The 18,831-nt window shown below is 66.1% G+C and carries 18 protein-coding genes and 3 pseudogenes; 14 read left to right on the top strand and 7 right to left on the bottom strand.

Annotated features, from left to right (window positions below):
- From V5E28_RS47285 to pheA, 5 genes are all read left to right on the top strand, one after another.
- The coding region (locus tag V5E28_RS47285; protein WP_336216873.1) for a thioesterase domain-containing protein at nucleotides 1-749 on the top strand (749 nt) is incomplete at its 5' end.
- An 8-nt stretch (nucleotides 750-757) separates the two neighbouring features.
- Nucleotides 758-1,795, top strand: a complete 1,038-nt coding sequence (locus V5E28_RS47280) for a 2-ketoarginine methyltransferase (protein ID WP_336216872.1) — start codon at nucleotides 758-760, stop codon at nucleotides 1,793-1,795.
- A 16-nt stretch (nucleotides 1,796-1,811) separates the two neighbouring features.
- Nucleotides 1,812-2,567, top strand: a complete 756-nt coding sequence (locus tag V5E28_RS47275) for a HalD/BesD family halogenase (RefSeq protein WP_336216871.1) — start codon at nucleotides 1,812-1,814, stop codon at nucleotides 2,565-2,567.
- Nucleotides 2,568-2,634: 67 nt separating this feature from the next.
- Nucleotides 2,635-2,805: an MbtH family protein gene (locus tag V5E28_RS47270; RefSeq protein WP_336216870.1), complete on the top strand. Its 171-nt coding sequence runs from the start codon at nucleotides 2,635-2,637 to the stop codon at nucleotides 2,803-2,805.
- 62 nt (nucleotides 2,806-2,867) lie between these two features.
- On the top strand, nucleotides 2,868-3,863 hold the full coding sequence (gene pheA, locus V5E28_RS47265; protein WP_336216869.1) for a prephenate dehydratase: 996 nt from the start codon (nucleotides 2,868-2,870) through the stop codon (nucleotides 3,861-3,863).
- Here the strand turns inward: pheA and speB are convergent.
- Nucleotides 3,814-4,740, bottom strand: coding sequence for an agmatinase (speB, locus tag V5E28_RS47260; RefSeq protein WP_336216868.1), 927 nt, complete (start codon nucleotides 4,738-4,740; stop codon nucleotides 3,814-3,816). The genes pheA and speB overlap by 50 nt on opposite strands.
- Before the next feature lie 139 nt (nucleotides 4,741-4,879).
- On the opposite strand from speB, the gene V5E28_RS47255 reads away from it, so the two are divergent.
- From V5E28_RS47255 to V5E28_RS49950, 3 genes and pseudogenes are all read left to right on the top strand, one after another.
- Nucleotides 4,880-6,103, top strand: a complete 1,224-nt coding sequence (locus V5E28_RS47255) for an MFS transporter (protein WP_336216867.1) — start codon at nucleotides 4,880-4,882, stop codon at nucleotides 6,101-6,103.
- A 121-nt stretch (nucleotides 6,104-6,224) separates the two neighbouring features.
- Nucleotides 6,225-7,196 (top strand): helix-turn-helix transcriptional regulator, encoded by a 972-nt coding sequence (locus tag V5E28_RS47250; protein ID WP_336216866.1) that lies wholly within the window; start codon nucleotides 6,225-6,227, stop codon nucleotides 7,194-7,196.
- A 216-nt stretch (nucleotides 7,197-7,412) separates the two neighbouring features.
- Nucleotides 7,413-7,867 (top strand): annotated as a pseudogene (locus V5E28_RS49950) (transposase); the annotation flags it as partial.
- Here the strand turns inward: V5E28_RS49950 and V5E28_RS47245 are convergent.
- Nucleotides 7,858-8,688 (bottom strand): hypothetical protein, encoded by an 831-nt coding sequence (locus V5E28_RS47245; protein ID WP_336216865.1) that lies wholly within the window; start codon nucleotides 8,686-8,688, stop codon nucleotides 7,858-7,860. The pseudogene V5E28_RS49950 and the gene V5E28_RS47245 overlap by 10 nt on opposite strands.
- Nucleotides 8,689-8,755: 67 nt before the next feature.
- Between V5E28_RS47245 and V5E28_RS47240 the strand changes: the two genes are divergently transcribed.
- Nucleotides 8,756-9,055, top strand: coding sequence for a hypothetical protein (locus V5E28_RS47240; protein ID WP_336216864.1), 300 nt, complete (start codon nucleotides 8,756-8,758; stop codon nucleotides 9,053-9,055).
- A 247-nt stretch (nucleotides 9,056-9,302) separates the two neighbouring features.
- Here V5E28_RS47240 and V5E28_RS49945 read toward each other — a convergent pair.
- The 3 genes and pseudogenes from V5E28_RS49945 to V5E28_RS47230 all read right to left on the bottom strand — a co-directional run.
- Nucleotides 9,303-9,539: pseudogene (locus tag V5E28_RS49945) on the bottom strand (SRPBCC domain-containing protein); the annotation flags it as partial.
- 44 nt (nucleotides 9,540-9,583) lie between these two features.
- Nucleotides 9,584-10,177, bottom strand: coding sequence for a TIGR03086 family metal-binding protein (locus V5E28_RS47235; RefSeq protein ID WP_336216863.1), 594 nt, complete (start codon nucleotides 10,175-10,177; stop codon nucleotides 9,584-9,586).
- Nucleotides 10,170-10,505: an ArsR/SmtB family transcription factor gene (locus V5E28_RS47230; protein ID WP_336216862.1), complete on the bottom strand. Its 336-nt coding sequence runs from the start codon at nucleotides 10,503-10,505 to the stop codon at nucleotides 10,170-10,172. Before V5E28_RS47230 ends, V5E28_RS47235 begins: the two co-directional genes overlap by 8 nt.
- A gap of 497 nt (nucleotides 10,506-11,002) precedes the next feature.
- On the opposite strand from V5E28_RS47230, the gene V5E28_RS47225 reads away from it, so the two are divergent.
- Entirely contained in the window at nucleotides 11,003-11,206 is a 204-nt protein-coding gene (locus tag V5E28_RS47225; RefSeq protein WP_203954033.1) for a cold-shock protein, read from the top strand.
- Nucleotides 11,207-11,554: 348 nt separating this feature from the next.
- Nucleotides 11,555-12,982 carry a DEAD/DEAH box helicase gene (locus tag V5E28_RS47220; RefSeq protein ID WP_336216861.1) on the top strand — a complete coding sequence of 476 codons (1,428 nt, stop codon included), beginning with the start codon at nucleotides 11,555-11,557 and terminating at the stop codon, nucleotides 12,980-12,982.
- Nucleotides 12,983-13,086: 104 nt separating this feature from the next.
- On the opposite strand, the gene V5E28_RS47215 is transcribed toward V5E28_RS47220, so the two are convergent.
- Nucleotides 13,087-13,608: a hypothetical protein gene (locus tag V5E28_RS47215; RefSeq protein WP_336216860.1), complete on the bottom strand. Its 522-nt coding sequence runs from the start codon at nucleotides 13,606-13,608 to the stop codon at nucleotides 13,087-13,089.
- Nucleotides 13,609-13,726: 118 nt separating this feature from the next.
- Between V5E28_RS47215 and V5E28_RS47210 the strand changes: the two are divergent.
- A pseudogene (locus V5E28_RS47210) lies at nucleotides 13,727-13,918 on the top strand (NrtR DNA-binding winged helix domain-containing protein); the annotation flags it as partial.
- Between the two features lie 107 nt (nucleotides 13,919-14,025).
- Here V5E28_RS47210 and V5E28_RS47205 read toward each other — a convergent pair.
- The gene (locus V5E28_RS47205) at nucleotides 14,026-16,800 is read right to left on the bottom strand and encodes an ATP-binding protein (protein WP_336216859.1); all 2,775 of its coding nucleotides are present in this window, start codon (nucleotides 16,798-16,800) and stop codon (nucleotides 14,026-14,028) included.
- Nucleotides 16,801-17,032: 232 nt separating this feature from the next.
- Between V5E28_RS47205 and V5E28_RS47200 the strand changes: the two genes are divergently transcribed.
- Nucleotides 17,033-18,007 carry a hypothetical protein gene (locus tag V5E28_RS47200; RefSeq protein ID WP_336216858.1) on the top strand — a complete coding sequence of 325 codons (975 nt, stop codon included), beginning with the start codon at nucleotides 17,033-17,035 and terminating at the stop codon, nucleotides 18,005-18,007.
- Between the two features lie 128 nt (nucleotides 18,008-18,135).
- Nucleotides 18,136-18,543 (top strand): hypothetical protein, encoded by a 408-nt coding sequence (locus V5E28_RS47195; RefSeq protein WP_336216857.1) that lies wholly within the window; start codon nucleotides 18,136-18,138, stop codon nucleotides 18,541-18,543.
- Nucleotides 18,544-18,831 lie beyond the last annotated feature (288 nt).

Genomic DNA, 18,831 nt, shown 5'->3' with positions numbered 1-18,831 from the left:
GAGCCCAGGATCCGCTCGACATGCTGATACCGCTGCGCTCGGGAGGCAGCAGGGCGCCGGTGTTCTGCGTGCATCCGGTGGGCGGGTTGAGCTGGTCCTATTCCGGGCTGCTCCGTCACATCGACCGCGAGCGCCCCCTTTATGCCCTCCAGGCCCGGGGGCTGAGAGACGGCGGAGAACTCCCGGAGAGCATTCCGGAAATGGCCGCGGAATATATCGAGCTGATTCAGCGCATTCAGCCGAGCGGCCCGTACAATCTGGCCGGCTGGTCTTTCGGCGGTCTGGTCGTGCATGAAATGGCGACGCAGCTGCAGAACAATGGCGAGGAGATCTCGCTCTTGACATTGTTCGACAGCTATCCAATGCTGGAGGAGGAAGACGACCTCGGCGTAGCCGAAGCGAAAGAGATTCTGGCAGATCTGATAGGCCAGAATTCGGGCCTTGAGCCGCTCAGCGGATTCGAGGGTGACATCGTCGCCAACATGGTCGCCGTCGTCAGAAACAATGCCCGGCTGATGTCCGGCTTCGTCCCCGGGAAATTCCTCGGGGATGCCCTCCTCTTCGTCGCGGAACGCACCTGGGATATGCGGCGCTCCGCCTCCGCCGAATGGGACTCCTACGTCAGTGGCCAGGTGTTCGCGCACCCGGTCGACGCCACGCATGACGACCTGATGCGACCTGAATCCATCGCCGAGATAGGCCCGCGTGTCGCAGACAGGCTGCGGGAAATCAACGAACACAGGAAATGAGAATGATCATGAAGACGAACAATGACTTCGAGCACCGCCTGGTGGAGGCCATCCAGCCGATCCGCTACATGGCGCTGGCCCAGGCCCTGCACCAGCTGCACGACTCGGGGATCTACGGTCTGCTGGCCGAGCGGCAGGGGGTGTCGGTGCGCGAGGTAGCCAAGCTGCTGAAGCTGAACGAGGAGCGGCTGCAGGCCTACTTCTCCTACCTGGCCAACGAGGGCTATCTCGTGGAGGAGATCGGGTGGCGCCTCACGGCCAAGGGCGCTGAGCTGGCCCCCTTCCTGCCCTGGTACACGCTGCTGGTCGGCGGCTACGCGGGAACGTTCGGGCAGATAGCCAAGACCCTGCAGGCAGGCGCGCCCTTCGCCACGCGGGAGGGCGCCAAGGTCGGAGCCGGCAGTTGCGGCATGAGCATGTACGACGCGCTGCCGCTGACTTCCGGGCTCCTGGACCGGCTGCCCGACGGCGAGCACCTGGTCGTCGACCTGGGCTGCGGCGACGCCGCGTTCCTCGTCGAGCTGTGCAAGATGCGCCCGGAAATCCGCGGCGTCGGCGTCGACCCGGACGCCGGCTCCGTCGAACTGGCCCGCCGACGCGTCGCTGACGCGGGCCTCGCCGACCGCATCACCATCCGGCAGGGTACGGCGGCTGACGCCCTGACGCTCGATCTGCCCGACGACGGCAGCCTGTGCTTCCTGACCTCGTTCGTCCTGCAGGAAATGCTGGAGCAGGACGGCGTGGACGCGGTTCGCACGCTGGTCAAGACGGCCTTCCAGCGCTACCCCGCCGCGCACTGGGTCGTGGTGGAGGTGGACCACCAGCCGGACAACCGCAAGATCATGGCGCACGGCCTCGGCGTCTCCTACTACAACCCCTACTTCCTCCTGCACGCCCTGACCGAGCAGCGGCTCGTCGAGCGTGGCGTCTGGGAGTCGCTGTTCGCCGAAGCGGACGCTGAGGTGGTCGCCGTCGACCATCCGGCGATCCAGGTGGACTCCACAGAACTGGAGCTGGGTTACCTGCTCCGTGCCAAAACCGCCTGACCAGATTGGAGAGAAAATGACCATCACCTGCACCACCGACCTCGCCGGTGAGTTCAAGAGCCGGCTGCTGGACGTCGATCAGGAGGAACTCGACGAGGCCAGGAAGGGCTTCCGCACCTTCGGTTTCGCCAAGGTGTCGTTCGCCGTCCCCCCGAGCATCAAAGCCGCCGTGGCGTCGGACGTCACGGACCTGGTCGAGAAGGCGGGTATTCGCCGGGATCTCACCTTCAGGGAGACGGGCGACACGCCGCGGCGCATGCGGAACGTCCGGCAGGAGGCGATCAACGCACACAGCTCCATCATTCCATCGGTGTACTCGGAGATCCTGAATCACGGTGTCCTTGACTTCGTGGCCGGCGAAGAGGTGCTGCCGTGTCCGTACCTGCCGGAGCGCTACGTCATCACCTCGCTCGAGCGGAACGGCGACACCCACGGCTGGCACTGGGATGACTACAGTTTCGCGCTGGTGTGGGTCATCGAATGCCCACCGGCGCAGTTCGGCGGATTCGTGCAGTGCGTGCCGAACTCGCAGTGGAACAAGCGTGATCCGCAGGTGAATCGCATCCTGGCGAACAATCCCATCTATTCGTTGGAGCTTGGCGCCGGCGACCTCTATCTCATGCGGACGGACACCACGATGCACCGCGTCTATCCCGTCGAGCAGGGACGGAGGGTGATCATCAACATGGGTTACGCGGCGCACCGGGATCTGGCCAAGCAGATCAGCCACGAGACGATGGACGACTTGTGGTCTATCGATCTCCCAGCGTGACGCGGAAATTCGAGGTAATTCCTAGAAAGGGAGTTGGAATATGACTGGAAGCCCCACGCACAAGGTCGTGCTGAACAACGAGGAGCAGTATTCGCTCTGGCAGGTCGGAAGGGAGAACCCGGCAGGCTGGTACGACGAGGGAACCAGCGGTTCCCGTGAGGATTGCCTGCGACGCATCGACGAAGTATGGGTCGACATGCGTCCGCGCAGTGTTCGCGAGCAGCTGGCAGTGGCCTGACCGTGTGGGGCGGCCCGCCACACGCGGGCGGGCCGCCCCAGGAAACCCATTAGAAGGTCTTCGTGATGTCAAAGACTGCATATTTAGGGCCGACAGGTACTTTCTGCGAGACCGCGCTGCAACAACTGGATTCACACAGCGCGCACGTCCCCTTCCCGACCATCGGCGCCGCGCTCCAGGCGGCCCGCAACGGCGAGGTCGACGCGGCGGTCATCCCTCTTGAGAATTCCGTCGAGGGGGCGATCGTCTCGACTCTGGACGAGCTGGCCTGGGGAGAGCCGCTGATCATCACGGCCGAGACGTTTCTGCCCGTGGAGTTCTCCCTGCTGGTACGGCCAGGCTCCAGACCTGACGAGATCAAGCGGGTGATCTCCCACCCGGCAGCCCACGCCCAGTGCCGGGGTTTCATCGTCCGTGAGTTCCCCGGCGCGGTTCTCGTCACCGCTCCGTCCACCGCCGCCGCTGCCCAGGAAGTGGCCGAGATCGGCGCGCCGCACGATGCCGCCATCGCGGCCCCGATCGCCGCCCGGCGCTACGGCCTGGCCGAGGTCGCTTCCAGGATCGGCGATCGGGCCGACACCGTCACGCGTTTCGTCAGGGTCGGACGGCCGGGCGTACCGCCGGGGCGCACCGGCGCCGACCGGACCTCGCTGATCGTCTTCCTCCGCGAGGACCGGCCTGGCGCACTGGCGTGGGCGCTGACCGAATTCTCCCTGCGCGGGATCAACCTGACCCGCGTGGAGTCACGTCCGACCGGAGATGGAATCGGCAACTACTTCTTCCACCTCGACTGCGCCGGTCACATCTCCGAGGCCCGGATGGGCGAGGCCGTGTCCGCGCTGCATCGCAACTCAACGGACGTGCGCTTCCTCGGAAGCTATCCATGCGCTGAGGGCTCTCTTGCGCGCACGCAGCCGGGCGCGTCGGAAGAGGACTTCCGTGAGGCGTCCAGCTGGCTGGCCAGAATCCGGGGCACGTCCGCACTGAGCAGGGGAGAGCATGAGCCGCTCAGGCTATCACTGCGGCGTCGGCCCGCCTGCCTTCGGCCAGGCCGGTGAGTAGTTCGAGGACCACGCGATGCGCCAGCAGCGCGGTGATGTTCATGGGCTGGTCGTAATGCGGGGAGACTTCGACGATGTCGCCGCCGACGACCGGAAGCTCGCGTGCGAGACGCCGTACCGCATCAAGCAGCTGACGAGAGGTCAGACCACCTGGCTCAGGAGTCCCCGTGCCCGGTGCCATGCCCGGATCCACCACATCGATGTCGATCGACAGGAAGACCACGCGAGCCGGCTTGTTCTCCCGCGGGGCCAGTACGTGCGCGACCGCCTCGTCCAGGACCGCGTCGAGGCCGCGCTTGTTCACTTCCTCCATGTAGTAGCTGCGCATGTCACGCTCGCGCATCCACTCCACGATCTCCGGCGGCGGCCAGTAGCCACGCAACCCGACCTGGACGAATCGGTGTCCCGGCACCGCTCCGGACTCGATGAGCCGCCGCATCGGCGCGCCGTGCCCCATCATCTCGGCCCGCGAATAGACGCCGGTGTCCGCGTGCGCGTCGAAATGAACGAGGGCCACCTCGCCGTAACCATAATGGCGCGCCACAGCCGTCGCGTTGGGAAAGGTGATGGAGTGGTCCCCGCCGAGCACGATGGGAATGCCGCCGGCCCGGGCGACCTCGTGCACATAGCGTTCGATGCTCTGGAGCGACTCCTCTATGTAGCCCCGCACCATGGGAATGTCACCGGCGTCCACGACCGACATCTCGGAGAGCGGATCCAGCCCCGCCGCGAGGTGCGGTCGCACCCCGTCCGCCTCGAGGTAGTCCGCATCGCGGATGGCGCGCGGGCCGAAGCGCGCACCCGGCCGGAAACTGGTGCCCCAGTCGAAGGGGGCGCCAAGAACGACCACGTCGTCCGGCCGGGTCTCGTCCACCTTCCGAATCGGCACGCCACAGAAACTCCCGCGCGACCCGAACGGCTCTACGAACTCGGGGGAGTACGGCTGAACAAACCCCTCATCAGCTTCATGATGCATCGCCCTGACACTCTCCTCAACGTAACGGAAATTTGTGATGTGGAAACTCTTGGCGCAACGGCAGGCCAGACTTTTTCTTATCGGCGATGCCTTTTCCAACTTCGGTAGTTTCGCCATGTGGCTGGCGATCGCCATCTCGGTGCAGGAACGCACGGGCAGCGCGAGCGCGGCCGGCCTGGTCATGTTCGCCTATGCCGCGGGCAGCCTGCTGCTGCCCGTATCAGGCCTGATTGTCGACCGGGTACGTCGGCGCCCATTGCTGATCTCGGTCAATCTCATTACTCCAGTGCTGCTACTGCCGCTCTTTCTGATCACCGGTCCGGATCAACTCTGGCTGGTCTACGTGGTGATGTTCGCCTATGGCGCGTCCAGCAGCCTCCTCGGTCCTGCCCAGTCCGCGCTGTTGCCCGCTTTGGTGTCCGAGGAACTACTCGGCGATGCGAACGGAGCCATTCAGACGATCCGCGGACTGCTCCGGATCGTCGCTCCCATGGCGGGTGCGGGACTCTACGCTTTGCTCGGCTCAAACGCACTCATCGCAATCGACATCATCACCTTCCTGGTGGCGGCGGCCACACTGGTGGCGATGAAGGTGGACGAGTCGGCTCCGCAGCCGACCAAACAGCATTGGGCGACGGAGATCGCCTCTGGAATCCGTTACCTTGGCAGAACGCGCGAGCTTCGGCAACTGGTGATGGCCTGCGGATTGGCGATGCTGACTATCGGATTCTTCGAATCGGTGGGCTTCGTGGTGGTCACCGTGGGGCTGGAGCACGAGCCGGCCTTCATCGGCGTGCTGGGCTCGGCCATGGGCGTCGGGGCCGTGGTGGGCGGCGCCACGGCGAGCATCGTGATGCGCAGAACCGGCGAATACCTCCTGGTGGCGTACGGCCTGGTTGCCTGCGCGGCGTGCAGTGTCCTGCTGACGACCTCGTATGACTCGGTCGTGGTGGCCGGCACGTTCCTGCTCGGCGTGGCCACCCCCTGGATGGTGGTCGGCACCTCGGTCGTCATCCAGCGCGCCGCTCCCAGCGAACTGCTCGGCCGGTGCTTCGCCGCGTTCGAAATGAGCGTCACGGTGCCGCAGACCGCCTCGATAGCGTTGGGGGCGGGCCTGATCGCGATTCTGGATTACCGGATTCTGCTGCTCTCCGTCGCACTTGCCGCGACGCTCGCCGCGATTTACCTCTACGCACGGCGAGTTCCTGCTGCAGAGCGTGAGCACGTCTTCGACGCAACGGGTAATCGACCGGTGACATAGAGCGGATAAACCCAAAACATACCGCCCGCCGTTACCCTCGTCAGGGCAACAAACGGACACCCCGTTCGAGACTCTCGAATGGGGTGTCCGTGACCACACTCACTGGTCATGGAGGCCGATCGTGCTGAGTGCGTTGGGTCTGTCCACGCGGGACGAGTCTGTTTATCGAGCAATGTTGGCCAACCCTCAGTTCGGAATCGTGCAAATCGCTGAACAGCTGAATCTGAACGAAGACCACGTCCGGGAGGCGCTCGACATCCTCATCGACCTGGCCTTGGTGCGCTCGGCGTTCGATGACGGGACGCTACGGGCAGTACGGCCACAGGCGGGCCTGACAGCGCTTCTGGCGAAGGTCGAAGCCGATGTCGTGGCGCGCCAGCAGCAACTGGAGGCCGCCCGGGCGTCGATCGCCTCGATCGCCGCCGTCTACTCGGACCAGGAACAACGCGAGGAGGTCCGGCGGCTGGACGGCCTCGACACCGTCAGGGAACGCCTGACCGAGCTTGCCTACAGCGCCCGAGTGGAATGCGTGTCCTTCAGTACAGGTGGCGCGCAGAGCCCGGCGACCATCGAGTCGGAAAAGCCCCTCAATCAGCTGGCCCTCGAACGAGGCGTGCAGATCCGGACCGTTTACCTGGACAGCATGCGTAACGACCAGGTGACCTTGAGTTACGTGCGCGCGATGGCGGAGCTGGGGGAGGAGTGCAGAACCGTCCCGACGCTCCCGATGCGATTAGTCATCGTCGATCGGCGGATCGCCCTCGTGCCCATCGACCCGATCCAGCCGATCGGGGGGGCCTTGGAGTTGTGCACCCCCGGAATCGTCCTGGGCCTGTACGAACTGTTCGAGCGGGTATGGACGTCCGGGACTCCGCTGAGCCGATCGCCCGCGCGCAACGAACAAGGACTGACCCCGCAGGAGCGCAGCCTGCTTCGCCTTCTGGCTGAAGGACACACCGACGAATCGGCCGCCCGGATCCTGTCGGTCTCGGTTCGCAGCGTTCAGCGGATGATGAATGCCCTGACCGATCGGCTCAACGCGGTAAGTCGATTCCAGGCAGGGATCGAGACCAGTAGACGGGGATGGATATGAATTGTGGTGAATCCCGGGGCGTTCACCCGCCAGGCCGAAGCAGTGACTCCAATTGCATCGTGACGCATGCTGAGGCCGTCGACGGATAAAAGAAATACAGAGGGAATCCCTGACCAGATTGGACGGTTGTCATGCTACCGGTAGTTCGTTAGTTCAGGCATGGGGTCGGGTAGGGCGGAGAATGCGGGGGCTTCCGGATGAAGGGAGCCGGGGCCGATGACCAAGGCCAAGCCGTGTCCGCCCGCGCCGGGGCCGTTGGAGGAGTACGCGGCGTGCTTCGATGAGGTATTCACCCATGTGGGGCAGCGGCGCGGGTTTCGGGAGTATGTGACGGGGTTGCTGGCTCCGCGGGAGCGCAACAAGACGGCCACGGCGCTGGCCGGGGCCGAGCCTGTGACCGGATCCAAGAGCGCAGCGGCTGCAGTATTTCCTGTCCGAATCGTGCTGGGATCCCGATCGGATCAATACCCGGCGCTTGGAGTTGCTGCTGGCCGAGCCGGCGACCACAGCGCATGCGGGTGGGGTGCTGGTGATCGATGACAGCGGCACCGCAAGGACGGCACGGCCACCGCGCATGTGGGCCGCCAATGGCTGAGCCGCCTCGGCAGACCGACAACGGCGTGGTGACGGTGACCACGCTATGGGCCGATGAGCGGCTCTACTATCTTCTCCGGACTACCGCTGAAGCTTCAGCGGCCGAGCCTGAGGTCGAAGATCCACACGGGAAACGGCGGGAAGGCCCCATCTGGTTCGCCCACGGCGACTGGTTCGAGGTCGTCCCAGAGGACGAGTCCAGGGGTCTCGTCGGTGAGGAAGCCCGTGACGATGCCATCGAGATCGTCCGTTGGCTGGTAGGCCCCGCCGAAGGGCAGGTCGGTGGGAGCGAGGGACGCCGTCGAGCACCGCAACTGCCCGGCTTGTTCGTCGTGCCAGACGTAGAAGGTAGCCGGCCCGTCGTAGTCCGCTGCCCTGATCTGATGCTGGTGCCGGCCGGGGCCGCCGGCTTCAACAGCCGCCATCCCAGGGGCGCCAGGGCCAGCCACATGCACAGGACCGCCAACGGCATGAGGGCCTGGCGGCCGGGTCCGTCCAGCAGTTCGTAGCTGATGAACAGGACCAGGGTGGCCAGGACGAGTGTCAGCGTCGTCATGCTGATGCGCTTCAGGAAGGCCAACTGAATGATCAGGACGAGGAGGCCGAGGTAGACGAGCTGGGTGCCGAACCCGTACAGGATCTGCTCGGCTGCCGGGATGCTCCGGATCTGCTGGTCCAGGGCCTTCAACTGTTCGCGTGTGTCGGTGGCGGACAGGACGTACAGGTCGACGAGCATCTCGGCGATCGAGGCGGTGACGCTGATCAGCGCCACCCCCAGACTCACCCTGGCGAGGATCTGCCCGGCGCCGGGCTTCGGACCCGGCGGAACAGTTCGACGCAGGCGATGGCCAGCATCACGAAACCGATGAGCCACACCGCATGCGCGACCGTCGCCCATGGCTCGGCTCCTTCGTTGCCGCCGAACCTCATGAGGGTCCAGCCGCCGAGTCAAGGCCGACCGGCGGATGCCCGCCCGCGAAGAACTGACCGGCGCCGAACAAGACCTCGCCGAGCGTCTGGGCGACTCCAAACTCGCCGAGGACCTACGGCTGCTGTCGGCCTTCGCCCGCGACCGGGACGAAGACGGCGACTGGCAGCAGGCCTCCCGCGCCAGCACCTTCATGACCATGGCGCAACTCAAGGAATTCCACGAGGAGTACCTGAAACTGGTGCACCGCTTCGGCAGCGACCGCGACACCGCACCCGCCGACGCCCGGATGATCCTGCTGCGCTGGATCGGTTTCCCCGACCCCCGCGGCTCTTGATCCCTCCACCTCGACGTTCCCCGGGGCCGGTCTGGTGGCCGGCCCGCATCAGGATGTACGCCGTTGGGACAGCACTGCGTCCAGCCGGTCGAAGCCCTCGGCTGCACCGCGGGCCATGGGGGAGTAGACGACGAGATCGCGGGTGGCCTGGGAATCGAACAGCATCGTGGTGGTCAGCGTCGTCCCTGTCGTCCTGTTCGGTGAAGTCGTGGCTGACCAGCGACTCGCCCGGGTACCAATGGTCGTCGAAGGACTCCGTGTAGGCGAGGCGGCTGGGCGGCTCGATCTCCCGGTAGAGGCCGCCGGAGGCCATCGAGGCGCTGTCCGGTCCGTCCCAGACGAAGCGCCACGCGCCGCCGACACGGAGATCGACCTTGGCCACGACCAGGTTCCAGCCGTGCGCGCCGTACCACTTGACCAGCAGCGAGGGCTTGGTCCAGGCGTCGAAGACCAGATGGCGAGGGGCCCTGAAGACCCGCAGCATCACCACAGTCCGGTCGGACGGCGTCAGGACGGTGACCCCAGCCGTCACGCGGACCACCGCGGATCGCGGCCGATGAAGCCGAGCAGCCGGTCCTGCGGCGGTGCGTCCTCCCCGACCCGCACCTCCGGGCCGAACACCTCCACGCCTGGACCGAACGCACCGGGTATGCGGTACTGCTCCAGCAGGTCCGCCGGCAGCGCGGCGAGGGTCGACCAGTGGTATTCCACGTCGGCGGGGTCCATGGTGTCGTCCTGGCCGGTGGCTCGGGCGAGGTCCCATCCGTGCAGCGGAAGATCGGCGCTGGGGACCTTGTCGATGTGCTCCTCGGCCGTCATCCTGCCGGTGGGCGTTTCGCACTCGGTGCTCGCCAGCGAAGGATCGCCCAGGACCGCCTCGATGTCGGCCCGCGCCGAACGGAACGCGGCGAGCGGATCCTCCTCCACGGACGGCGCGGCGCCGAGCGTGCGGTCAAGCTGGCGCAGTATCACGTGGTGCATGTCGATGATGTGCTGCACCACATCCCGGGCAGTCCACTTCTCGCACGGGGACGGGTTGTTCCATTGATCGGCGCGTGTGGCGGCGACCTTGCGGTCGAAGGCGTCTGCGCGCCGCCGGTAGCGGTCGGCGATCTCACTCATCGTTGACCTCTGCATCCTTGAGTTCGTCCAGGAGTTCGTCGAGTTTCTGGTACCGGTCCTCCCAGAACTGGCTATAGCCCTCCAGCCAGTCGGTGGCGGCCTTGAGCGGACCCGCCTCGAGTCGGCAGGGTCGCCGTTGCGCGTCCCGGCCCCGGGAGACGAGCCCGGCGCGTTCGAGCACCCTGAGGTGCTTGGAGATCGCCGGCTGGCTCATGTCGAACGGGCGGGCGAGCTCTGTCACGGTGGCCTCGCCAGACCTGAGCCGGGCGAGGATCGCCCGGCGTGTCGGATCTGCGAGAGCGGCGAAGGTGTCGTCGAGCACACTCATCCATAACCTCGAAGTTTAATAACCATCTGGTTCTATACTGTGCTGGGGCTCGGCGTCAATCGGCCATCGTGTGTTCGGACACAGTCCACAGTCCTGCGCCTGGCGCCGTGATCTGCTCAAGCAGCAGCGTCTTGAACTGCGTGGATGGGGCCGGCTCCCAGGCCCGGCGGGCCTCCTGCTCCGCCGGGCGCGCGGAGAAGAGCGCAGTCAAAAGAATATCTACTGTCGCAGGTACAGATATTGGTGCGACGCGCGGTAAGGTTTTGTGGCGTAGCCGACGAAATGCGACCCTCATTTTCCCGGCAAACGCGAGCTGTGATACATTTGTTTCAGTTGCAGTTGTGGTTCCCGAAGACTTACAAGTGCCCTCGCCGGCGTTCTGTGCCGGTGGTGGCACTTTTGTATTGCCGGTGCTTTTCCGGACGGGGTAATCATCGCGGCGACGCGAGGCTCGCACGGTGCGAGCTTTACGGGCACTGCCCCGAAGGAGATACAAGATGGCTACTGGCACTGTGAAGTGGTTCAACGCGGAAAAGGGTTTCGGCTTCATCGAGCAGGATGGTGGCGGCGCTGACGTCTTCGCCCACTACTCGAACATCGCCGCCCAGGGCTACCGCGAGCTCCAGGAAGGCCAGAAGGTGAGCTTCGACGTCACCCAGGGCCAGAAGGGGCCGCAGGCGGAGAACATCGTTCCTGTCTGACACTGACGCACCACGCTGGGGCCCGCGCCATAGGGTGCGGGCCCCAACGCGTTGCTTTCTGGACCCAACGTGCCGTGACGACCTCGCAATCCGCGAAAGCAACATCTCTGGTCTTTCGCCGCACACCGGACGCACCACTATGAGCTCCGGTTCGGACTGGTCTTCTCGAGTCCTCTGGCCCGGCATCGCAGCCGCCGTTCTTTCTGAAGAATGCCCATAATTTCGACGCATGAGTCAGCCTGTTTCGCCGGCTCGACCACGTCTTTTCTTCGGCCCGTACTCGCTATTCTTGTGCCGCTCACAGTGCCCAGGATCACTTGATACGTGCCGCATCAAGGAAGGTTCTGCATGACCCGTTCAACTCGCACGCACGACCGCTACACCTCCACCCGTACGGGCGGCCCTGCCAACAGGGGTGGCCGATTCGGCTCGCCGAAGCCGGGCCGTTCAGCCGCCCCCAGCGGTTCCGGTGGCTACGGGCGGCGTCCTGCCGCACTCCAGGGGGAGTTCGCACTGCCCGTCACCGTCACCCCGGGCCTGCCCGCGGCCGAGACCTTCGCCGAACTGAGCATGCCGTCCGCGCTGCTGAAGGTGCTCACCAGCTCGGGCATGAACGAACCGTTCCCGATCCAGGCGGCCACGCTGCCGAACTCCCTGGCCGGCCGGGACGTCCTGGGGCGGGGGCGCACCGGGTCAGGTAAGACGCTCGCCTTCGGCCTGGCCCTGCTTGCCCGCATCTCCGGCCGGCGTGCCGAGTCGCGACAGCCGCTTGCCCTGATCCTCGTTCCCACCAGGGAACTGGCCCAGCAAGTCACCGACGCGCTCACCCCGTACGCGCGATCACTGAATCTGCGGCTGGCCACCGTCGTCGGCGGCATGTCGATCGGCAAGCAGGCCAATGCGCTGCGCATCGGTGCCGAGGTCGTCGTCGCGACCCCGGGACGGCTCAGGGACCTCATCGAGCGCGGCGACTGCCGCCTGGACCAGGTCGGCATCACCGTGCTGGACGAGGCCGACCAGATGGCCGACATGGGCTTCATGCCGCAGATCACCCACCTGCTCGACCAGGTGCGCCCGGAGGGCCAGCGGATGCTGTTCTCCGCCACTCTGGACCGCAACGTCGATCTGCTGGTCCGCCGCTATCTGACCGACCCGGTGGTCCACTCGGTCGACCCCTCGGCGGGCGCGGTCACCACGATGGAGCACCACGTGCTGCACGTCCAAGGCGCCGACAAGCAGGCCACCACTGTGGAGATCGCCGCCCGCGACGGCCGGGTGATCATGTTCTTGGACACCAAGCACGCCGTGGATCGGCTCACCGAACATCTTCTGAACAGCGGCGTACGTGCTGCCGCGCTCCACGGGGGCAAGTCCCAGCCCCAGCGCACCCGTACTCTCGTCCAGTTCAAGACCGGCCACGTCACGGTGCTGGTGGCGACCAACGTCGCGGCCCGCGGCATCCACGTCGACAACCTCGACCTCGTCGTCAACGTCGACCCGCCGAGCGACCACAAGGACTACCTGCACCGAGGCGGCCGCACCGCCCGCGCCGGCGAGTCCGGCAGCGTCGTCACCCTGGTGCTGCCCAACCAGCGCCGTGACATGACCCGCCTGATGGCCGACGCCGGGATCGTCCCGCAGACCTGTCAGGTCCGCTCGGGCGAGGCCGAGCTGAGGCGCATCACGGGCGCCCAGGCTCCCTCCGGGATCCCCGTGACCATCACGCCGCCGGTGGCGAATCGTCGGCCGGGGCGGAACGGCCGCCGATTCAGGTAGCAGCGCTCACCGCCCGGCGGAACAGGACCTCGGATACGGGTTCGACCTCACCGATGCGCGGCGGGCACGGCCGGAGCCGTGATGAGTTCCGCTTAGCTTGACGTTTAACCCTTGCGACTGCGGTGTTCGGTGAGGGTTTCGGCGCGTTTGGTGGTCTTGCCGACCTCGTGATGGCGGGCGCGAGCCCGGTTCTTGGAGCCGAAAGGCCGTCCTGGGCCTGGCCGGGTGGGTTTCGGCGCGCCAGCCGGTAAAGGCAGTCGCGGGCGCAGGTGCCGAAACCCTCTGCGGACGCGGGCGGGGGTCAGCCGCTCGGGCGGGGCGGGTCGTTCCCAGGGGCGGCGCAGGTCGGGAGCCAGGACGCGGGTCAGGCCAAGTCGGGTGTAGGCGACAATGATCAGCCAGGTCCAGCGGTCGGCGGCGTGCGGGTCACGGAGCTTGGGCGCGGTCCAGCCCAGGGTCTGCTTCCACATCCGGAACGTATGCTCAAGATCGAATCTGCGGAGGAACGCCTGCCACAGCCGGTCCAGGTGAGCCGCCGTGATGGCGGTGGCCGAGCTCCACAGCCACACCGGCTTCGGATCGCGCTCGCCGGGCAGGTACTCGACCCAGGTGGTCTCGTCCTTCATCCGAAACACGCCACCGTGCTTGGGCGGGCGGCCACCACCGGGATGAGCCAGCGCGTGCTCACGGCGTGAGGGTGCCCTCCGGCTCAGCACCCGATCGCAGCGCAGCCGGCCGTGTGGGGGGTTCCGGCTCGACCCGAGCAATTTCCGCAGGAAAGTGACCCGATCAGAAGGTTTCCTCGAACCCACGGGCGAGCGCCGCATTCCCGAGGTCGGCCGGCCCGCAGCCTTGTACCGAAGAGGGCAGGCATCGATGCTGAGCCCCCCATTGCTGCGATCGAGCGACGTCGCCCGGCCATCTGGGGCTGCATGACAGCACGCCCACCGAACCAGGACGCCCCTCGGTCGCTGATGCAATCCGCTGGACGACGGAAACCATCACATCGTCCTTCAAGAGACGGGATTGGCTCTGAGTACCGGTCACACACGTAGGACGGTGACCTGGCGGCCGGATGGTGTGGTCGCCTGCTCGAAAGCTCCTCGTTCTTTCCAGGACGGGGCTTCGGGGCGTCGGTCGAAGATGACCAGGGCGCCGGTGGAGAGGGTGAGGCGGTCCAGGTATCGGTCGAGCTGGGCGAGACCGTCGGGCGTCGGGTCGTCTCCGTGGGTTCGCCAGACCTTCAACTCCATGGCCTCGCGTTGGATCAGCCGTTCGCCTTCGGGGCTGGTGTAGGGCCAGCGGACCAGTACGTCCAGGCGTTTGGTGCCGGCGGCGTATTCGCGGTCGAGCTGGCCGCCGCCGTTGACCAGGCGGTGCAGGAAGGCCATGAGGATGATCTGGCAGGCGGCCTCGTGGTAGCCCTCCTGGTTGATGAGGACCTCTGCGTGCTCGCGCCAGAACACGACGAACTCCCGCAGCAGGCGCGGCAGGTCGAAACGGCCGTCCGGCAGTACGAAGCTGTGCGGATCGGCCATCACGTACTGTTCCGACGGGTCACCCAGTACCCGCAGGATGATCTCCCGATAAATCGGGTTCGCCACTTCCAGGGGGAGCGTCTGCTTGATCAAGCCCAGATCGCGGACGTAGGACAGGGCGCCGGCGTAGGTGGGGTCGATGTGGGGGAAGGTTCCGGCCACCACGGGCTCGATCACCCGCTTGACCCGGGGGTCGTGCAGGCGGGCTACCAGGGAGTCCAGGTGGGTGGCGCGTGCCCGGATCAGTCGCTCCTTGGCGTCTTCCACCCGCGCGGTGTTGATGGTGCCGATCACCGCCATTTTGGCGGTGATCTCATGGGCGAGGGCGTTGACCAGCCACGGTTGCCCCTGGGTCAGCTCGAAGACCCGGTCGAGCGCGTCCTTGGTGAACTCCTGGCCGGTCGCCTGGGTGTGCTGGCTGTAGAGCTCGGCGATCTGGTCGGCGGTGAAGTCGTCCAGCCGCAGTGAGTCAGCGATGATGTTGAACGGGCTGGCCGGGTTGGACCGACCGGGTTCACCGCCTGAGGCGACCTTGTAGTCACGCACATCCCGCAACCCGCACAGCACGATGGATGTGGGGAACGGCTGGCCTTCTGGCCGCGCGTTGTGGCCGTCGCGGAGCTGGCTGAGGATGCTGACCAGGCTAGCGCCTTGCAGGGCGTCGATCTCGTCAAGGAAGAGCACGACCCGGCGTGGGCTGCGGCGGCACCACTCGCTCAGCGCCTCATTAAACCGGCTGCCCGGCGTGGCCTGCGGCCAGGGATCCGGTGGCAGCAGCTCCTCCGGCCATCCCGATCGCGCGGCGGCTTGGCGGAGAGAATCCAGCAGAAGCGACTCCGCCCAGCCGATGTCGTCGTCGGCCGTCTTGGCGCGCTCGCAGGAGAACATCAGGGCGGCGATGTCGCCCTCGGTGGTGAGTTCGGAGGCCAAAGTGCGCAGCGTGGTCGTTTTGCCGGTCTGCCGGGGAGCGTGCAGCACGAAGTAGCGGTCCATCTCGATGAGCGCTCGCGCCTCGGGAAGCCGTGGTGCGGGGGGCAGCATGTAGTGGCGCTGCGGGTCGCAGGGACCGGTGGTGTTGAAATATTTCGCTCGGGGTGGCGACATGGTCACATTCTGCCACCATTCTGGTCCAGGAGCCTGAAGATCCTCCGGCTGGTCTCGGCCAGCTTCTCGTCGCTGAAAGGTCCGTACTGTTCCAGGAGCCTGCGCCGCATCAGGACCTCTCGGTAGATCGGGTTGGCGATTTCCGGCTCTCCGGTTCCCCGGATGAGACCCAGATGGCGAACGTAGGAGACGTCGTCGAAGGAAGCGTCTGTGTCCGGCGGTGTTCCCTCCATGATCGCCCGGATCACTCGTTCCACCCCGGGGCTCGTACAGCCGCGCCATGAGGGCGTCCAGGTGGACGGGGCGCTCCCGGATCAGCCGCTCCTTGGCCTCATCGACCTGCGCGGTGGTGATGGCGCGACGCACCCCCATTCTGAAAGTGATCTCGTACGCGAGGGCGTTGACCAGCCAGGGGTGTCCCTGGGTCAGCTCGAAGACCCGCTCCACCGCGTCCTTGGTGAACTCCTGGCTGGTCGCCTGCGTGTGCTGGTCGTACAGCTCGGTGACCTGGTCGGTCGTGAAGTCGCCCAGGCGCAGCGACTCGGTGATGATGGTGAACGGGCCGGCCGGATTCGACCAATCGCGGTTGCCTCCGGAGGTGACCTTGTAGTCGGGTACGTCGCGCACCCCGCACAGCACCACGGAGGAGGGGAACGGGTGGCCTTCATGCCGGGCGTTGTGGCCGTCGCGAAGCTGGCGGAAGACGTTGACCATGCTGGCGCCCTGCAGCGCGTCGATCTCGTCGAGAATCAGGACCACCCGGCGTGGGCTGCGGCGGCACCACTCGCTCAGCGCCTCATTGAACCGGCTGCCCGGCGCGACCTGGGGCCAGGGGGCCGGCGGCAGCAGCTCCTCCGGCCATCCCGACAGCGTGTCGGCTTCGCGGAGAGAATCCAGCAGAATCGCTTCAGCGGCGGCGTAGTCGTCACCGGCCGTCTTGGCCATCTCGCAGGAGAACATCACGGCGGCGATGTCGCCTTCGGCCTTCAGCTCGGACTCCAGCGTGTCCAGCGCGGTCGTTTTCCCGGCCTGCCGGGGCGCATGCAGCACGAAGTAGCGGTCCTTCTCGATGAGCCCGCGCACCTGCGGGAGTTGAGGCGTGGGCGGCAGCATGTAGTGGCGTCGTGGGTCGCAGGGGCCGGTGGTGTTGAAGTATCTCGCTCGGGGTGGCGACATGATCACATTCTGCCATCGCGGGCTCTGTCGATGATGAGATTCTGTGTCGGCAGGGCCGAGGTGGTCGGGCCGGCGGCGGGCCGCGCGCGGAGGTGTCATGCGCATGTGACGTCGCGCGGTGGGAGGGCGGCGGTGTCTCGTCGTTGTACGCACGCTATCTGGCCTCGCCGTTGAGGAGTTTCCTCCAAAACTGCGCCTGGCCTACCTCGCCGTCACGAACACCTTTTCGTTCATGCGACTGCTACCAGTAAGCGAGCGCGACAAAGAGATCGAGATCCTGGTGCTACGGCACCAGCTGACGTTGCTGCAGCGGCAGGTGAGCAAGCCCGCATTCAGCCCGGAGGACCGGTTTCTCTTCTCAGGACTGCTCCACTATCTGCCCATGGACAAGCTGCGGCAGCTGATCTTGGTGGTCCGCCCGGACACCCTCCTACGCTGGCACCGCGACCTGCTGAGACGCCGTCACGCCGCGGCCAGCGCACCCAAGCGGCCAGGACGTCCGCGCACCGTCCGATCCATCCGCGCCCTGGTGTTGCGACTGGCACGGGAGAACTCCTCCTGGGGCTACCGGCGTATCCACGGCGAGTTGGCCGCGCTCGGTTTCACGGTCGCCGCCTCCACCGTGTGGGAGATCTTGAAGGAGCACGGCATCGCTCCGTCACCTGAACGTACTCACACCACCTGGGCGAACTTTCTACGCGACCAGGCCGGCGCGCTCCTGGCGTGCGACTTCTTCGAGGTCCACACCCTGACCGGGGCCCGGCTCCACGTCTTCGCCGTCATCGAGCACGCCACCCGCCGCATCCACATCCTCGGCGCCACCGCCCACCCCACCGGCCCCTGGGTCACCCAACTCGGCCGCAACCTCCTCATGGACCTACACGAGGCAGGCACCACCGCCATGTTCCTTCTTCGCGACCGCGACGCCAAGTTCACCGCCACCTTCGACGCCGTACTGACCGACGCCGGCATCCAGGTCGTTAAGGCCGGCATCCGCATCCCGCGCATGAACTCGATCATGGAGCGCTGGATCCAGACCTGCCGCCGCGAACTACTGGACCGCATCCTGACCTCACCTACTTCACACGCTGCGAGAATTCGAGGCGTTCTACAACGAACATCGACCACACCGCACCCTCAGACAGGCAGCTCCCCTCCGACCGTCGCCCAAACTGAGCACCATCCCAGCCGAGATCACCCGCCTTGACATCCGCCGACATGATCGACTCGGCGGCGTCCTCAGGGAATACCAACATGCGGCTTGACCTACCCGGATGAATAATCGGCACCCGCAACGTCCTGGCGGTCATCGAGCACGCCACCAGACGCGTCCGCGTGCTCGGCACCACCGCTCACCCGAGCGCGAACCGGGTCATCCAGGCGATAAAGAATCTGGTGATGGACCTGGACGATGCGGGCTGCCGGGCACGCTTTCTGCTCCGAGACAGGGATGGGAAGTTCCCGGCCCTCATGGACGAGGTCCTCGCCGAGGCGGGCATCACGACGGTGCTCACCGGCATTCGGATGCCGCAGATGAATTCCATCATGGAGCGATGGGTGCAGTCCTGCCGCCACGAGCTTCTCGACCGCTGCCTCATCTGGAACGAACGTCACCTGCGGCACGCCCTACGCGAGGTGGACCGTTCTATAACGGGCACCGAGCCCATCAAGCCCTGGCCCAAGCCGCCCCGCTGCGTACCGTCCCGAGCCCGATCACGGATCCAGAGCGAATCACTGACTTGAACATACGCCGACGAGCCCGGCTCGGCGGTGTCCTTCACGAGTACTCACATGCCGCTTGACCTGCATGGATGGAATTGTCGGCAGGCGCAGAGTTCGAGGCCTTCTACAACGAGCACCGGCCGCACCGTGCTCTCAGGCAGGCGGCTCCGCTTCGATCACTTCCGGATCCCGACGTCGGCCCTGGTGGAAAGCGCCGCTCGACATCCGCCAACATGATCGACTTGGTGGTGTACTGAAGGAGTACCGGCATGCCGCCTGACCTGGCCGGATGATTAATCGGCACCCGCA

It is taken from the genome of Nonomuraea sp. LPB2021202275-12-8 (genome assembly GCF_037044575.1).
Classification (GTDB): Bacteria; Actinomycetota; Actinomycetes; order Streptosporangiales; family Streptosporangiaceae; genus Nonomuraea.
Note: the sequence above shows the minus strand (reverse complement) of the source record. Positions and strands in the feature narration are given on the sequence as shown.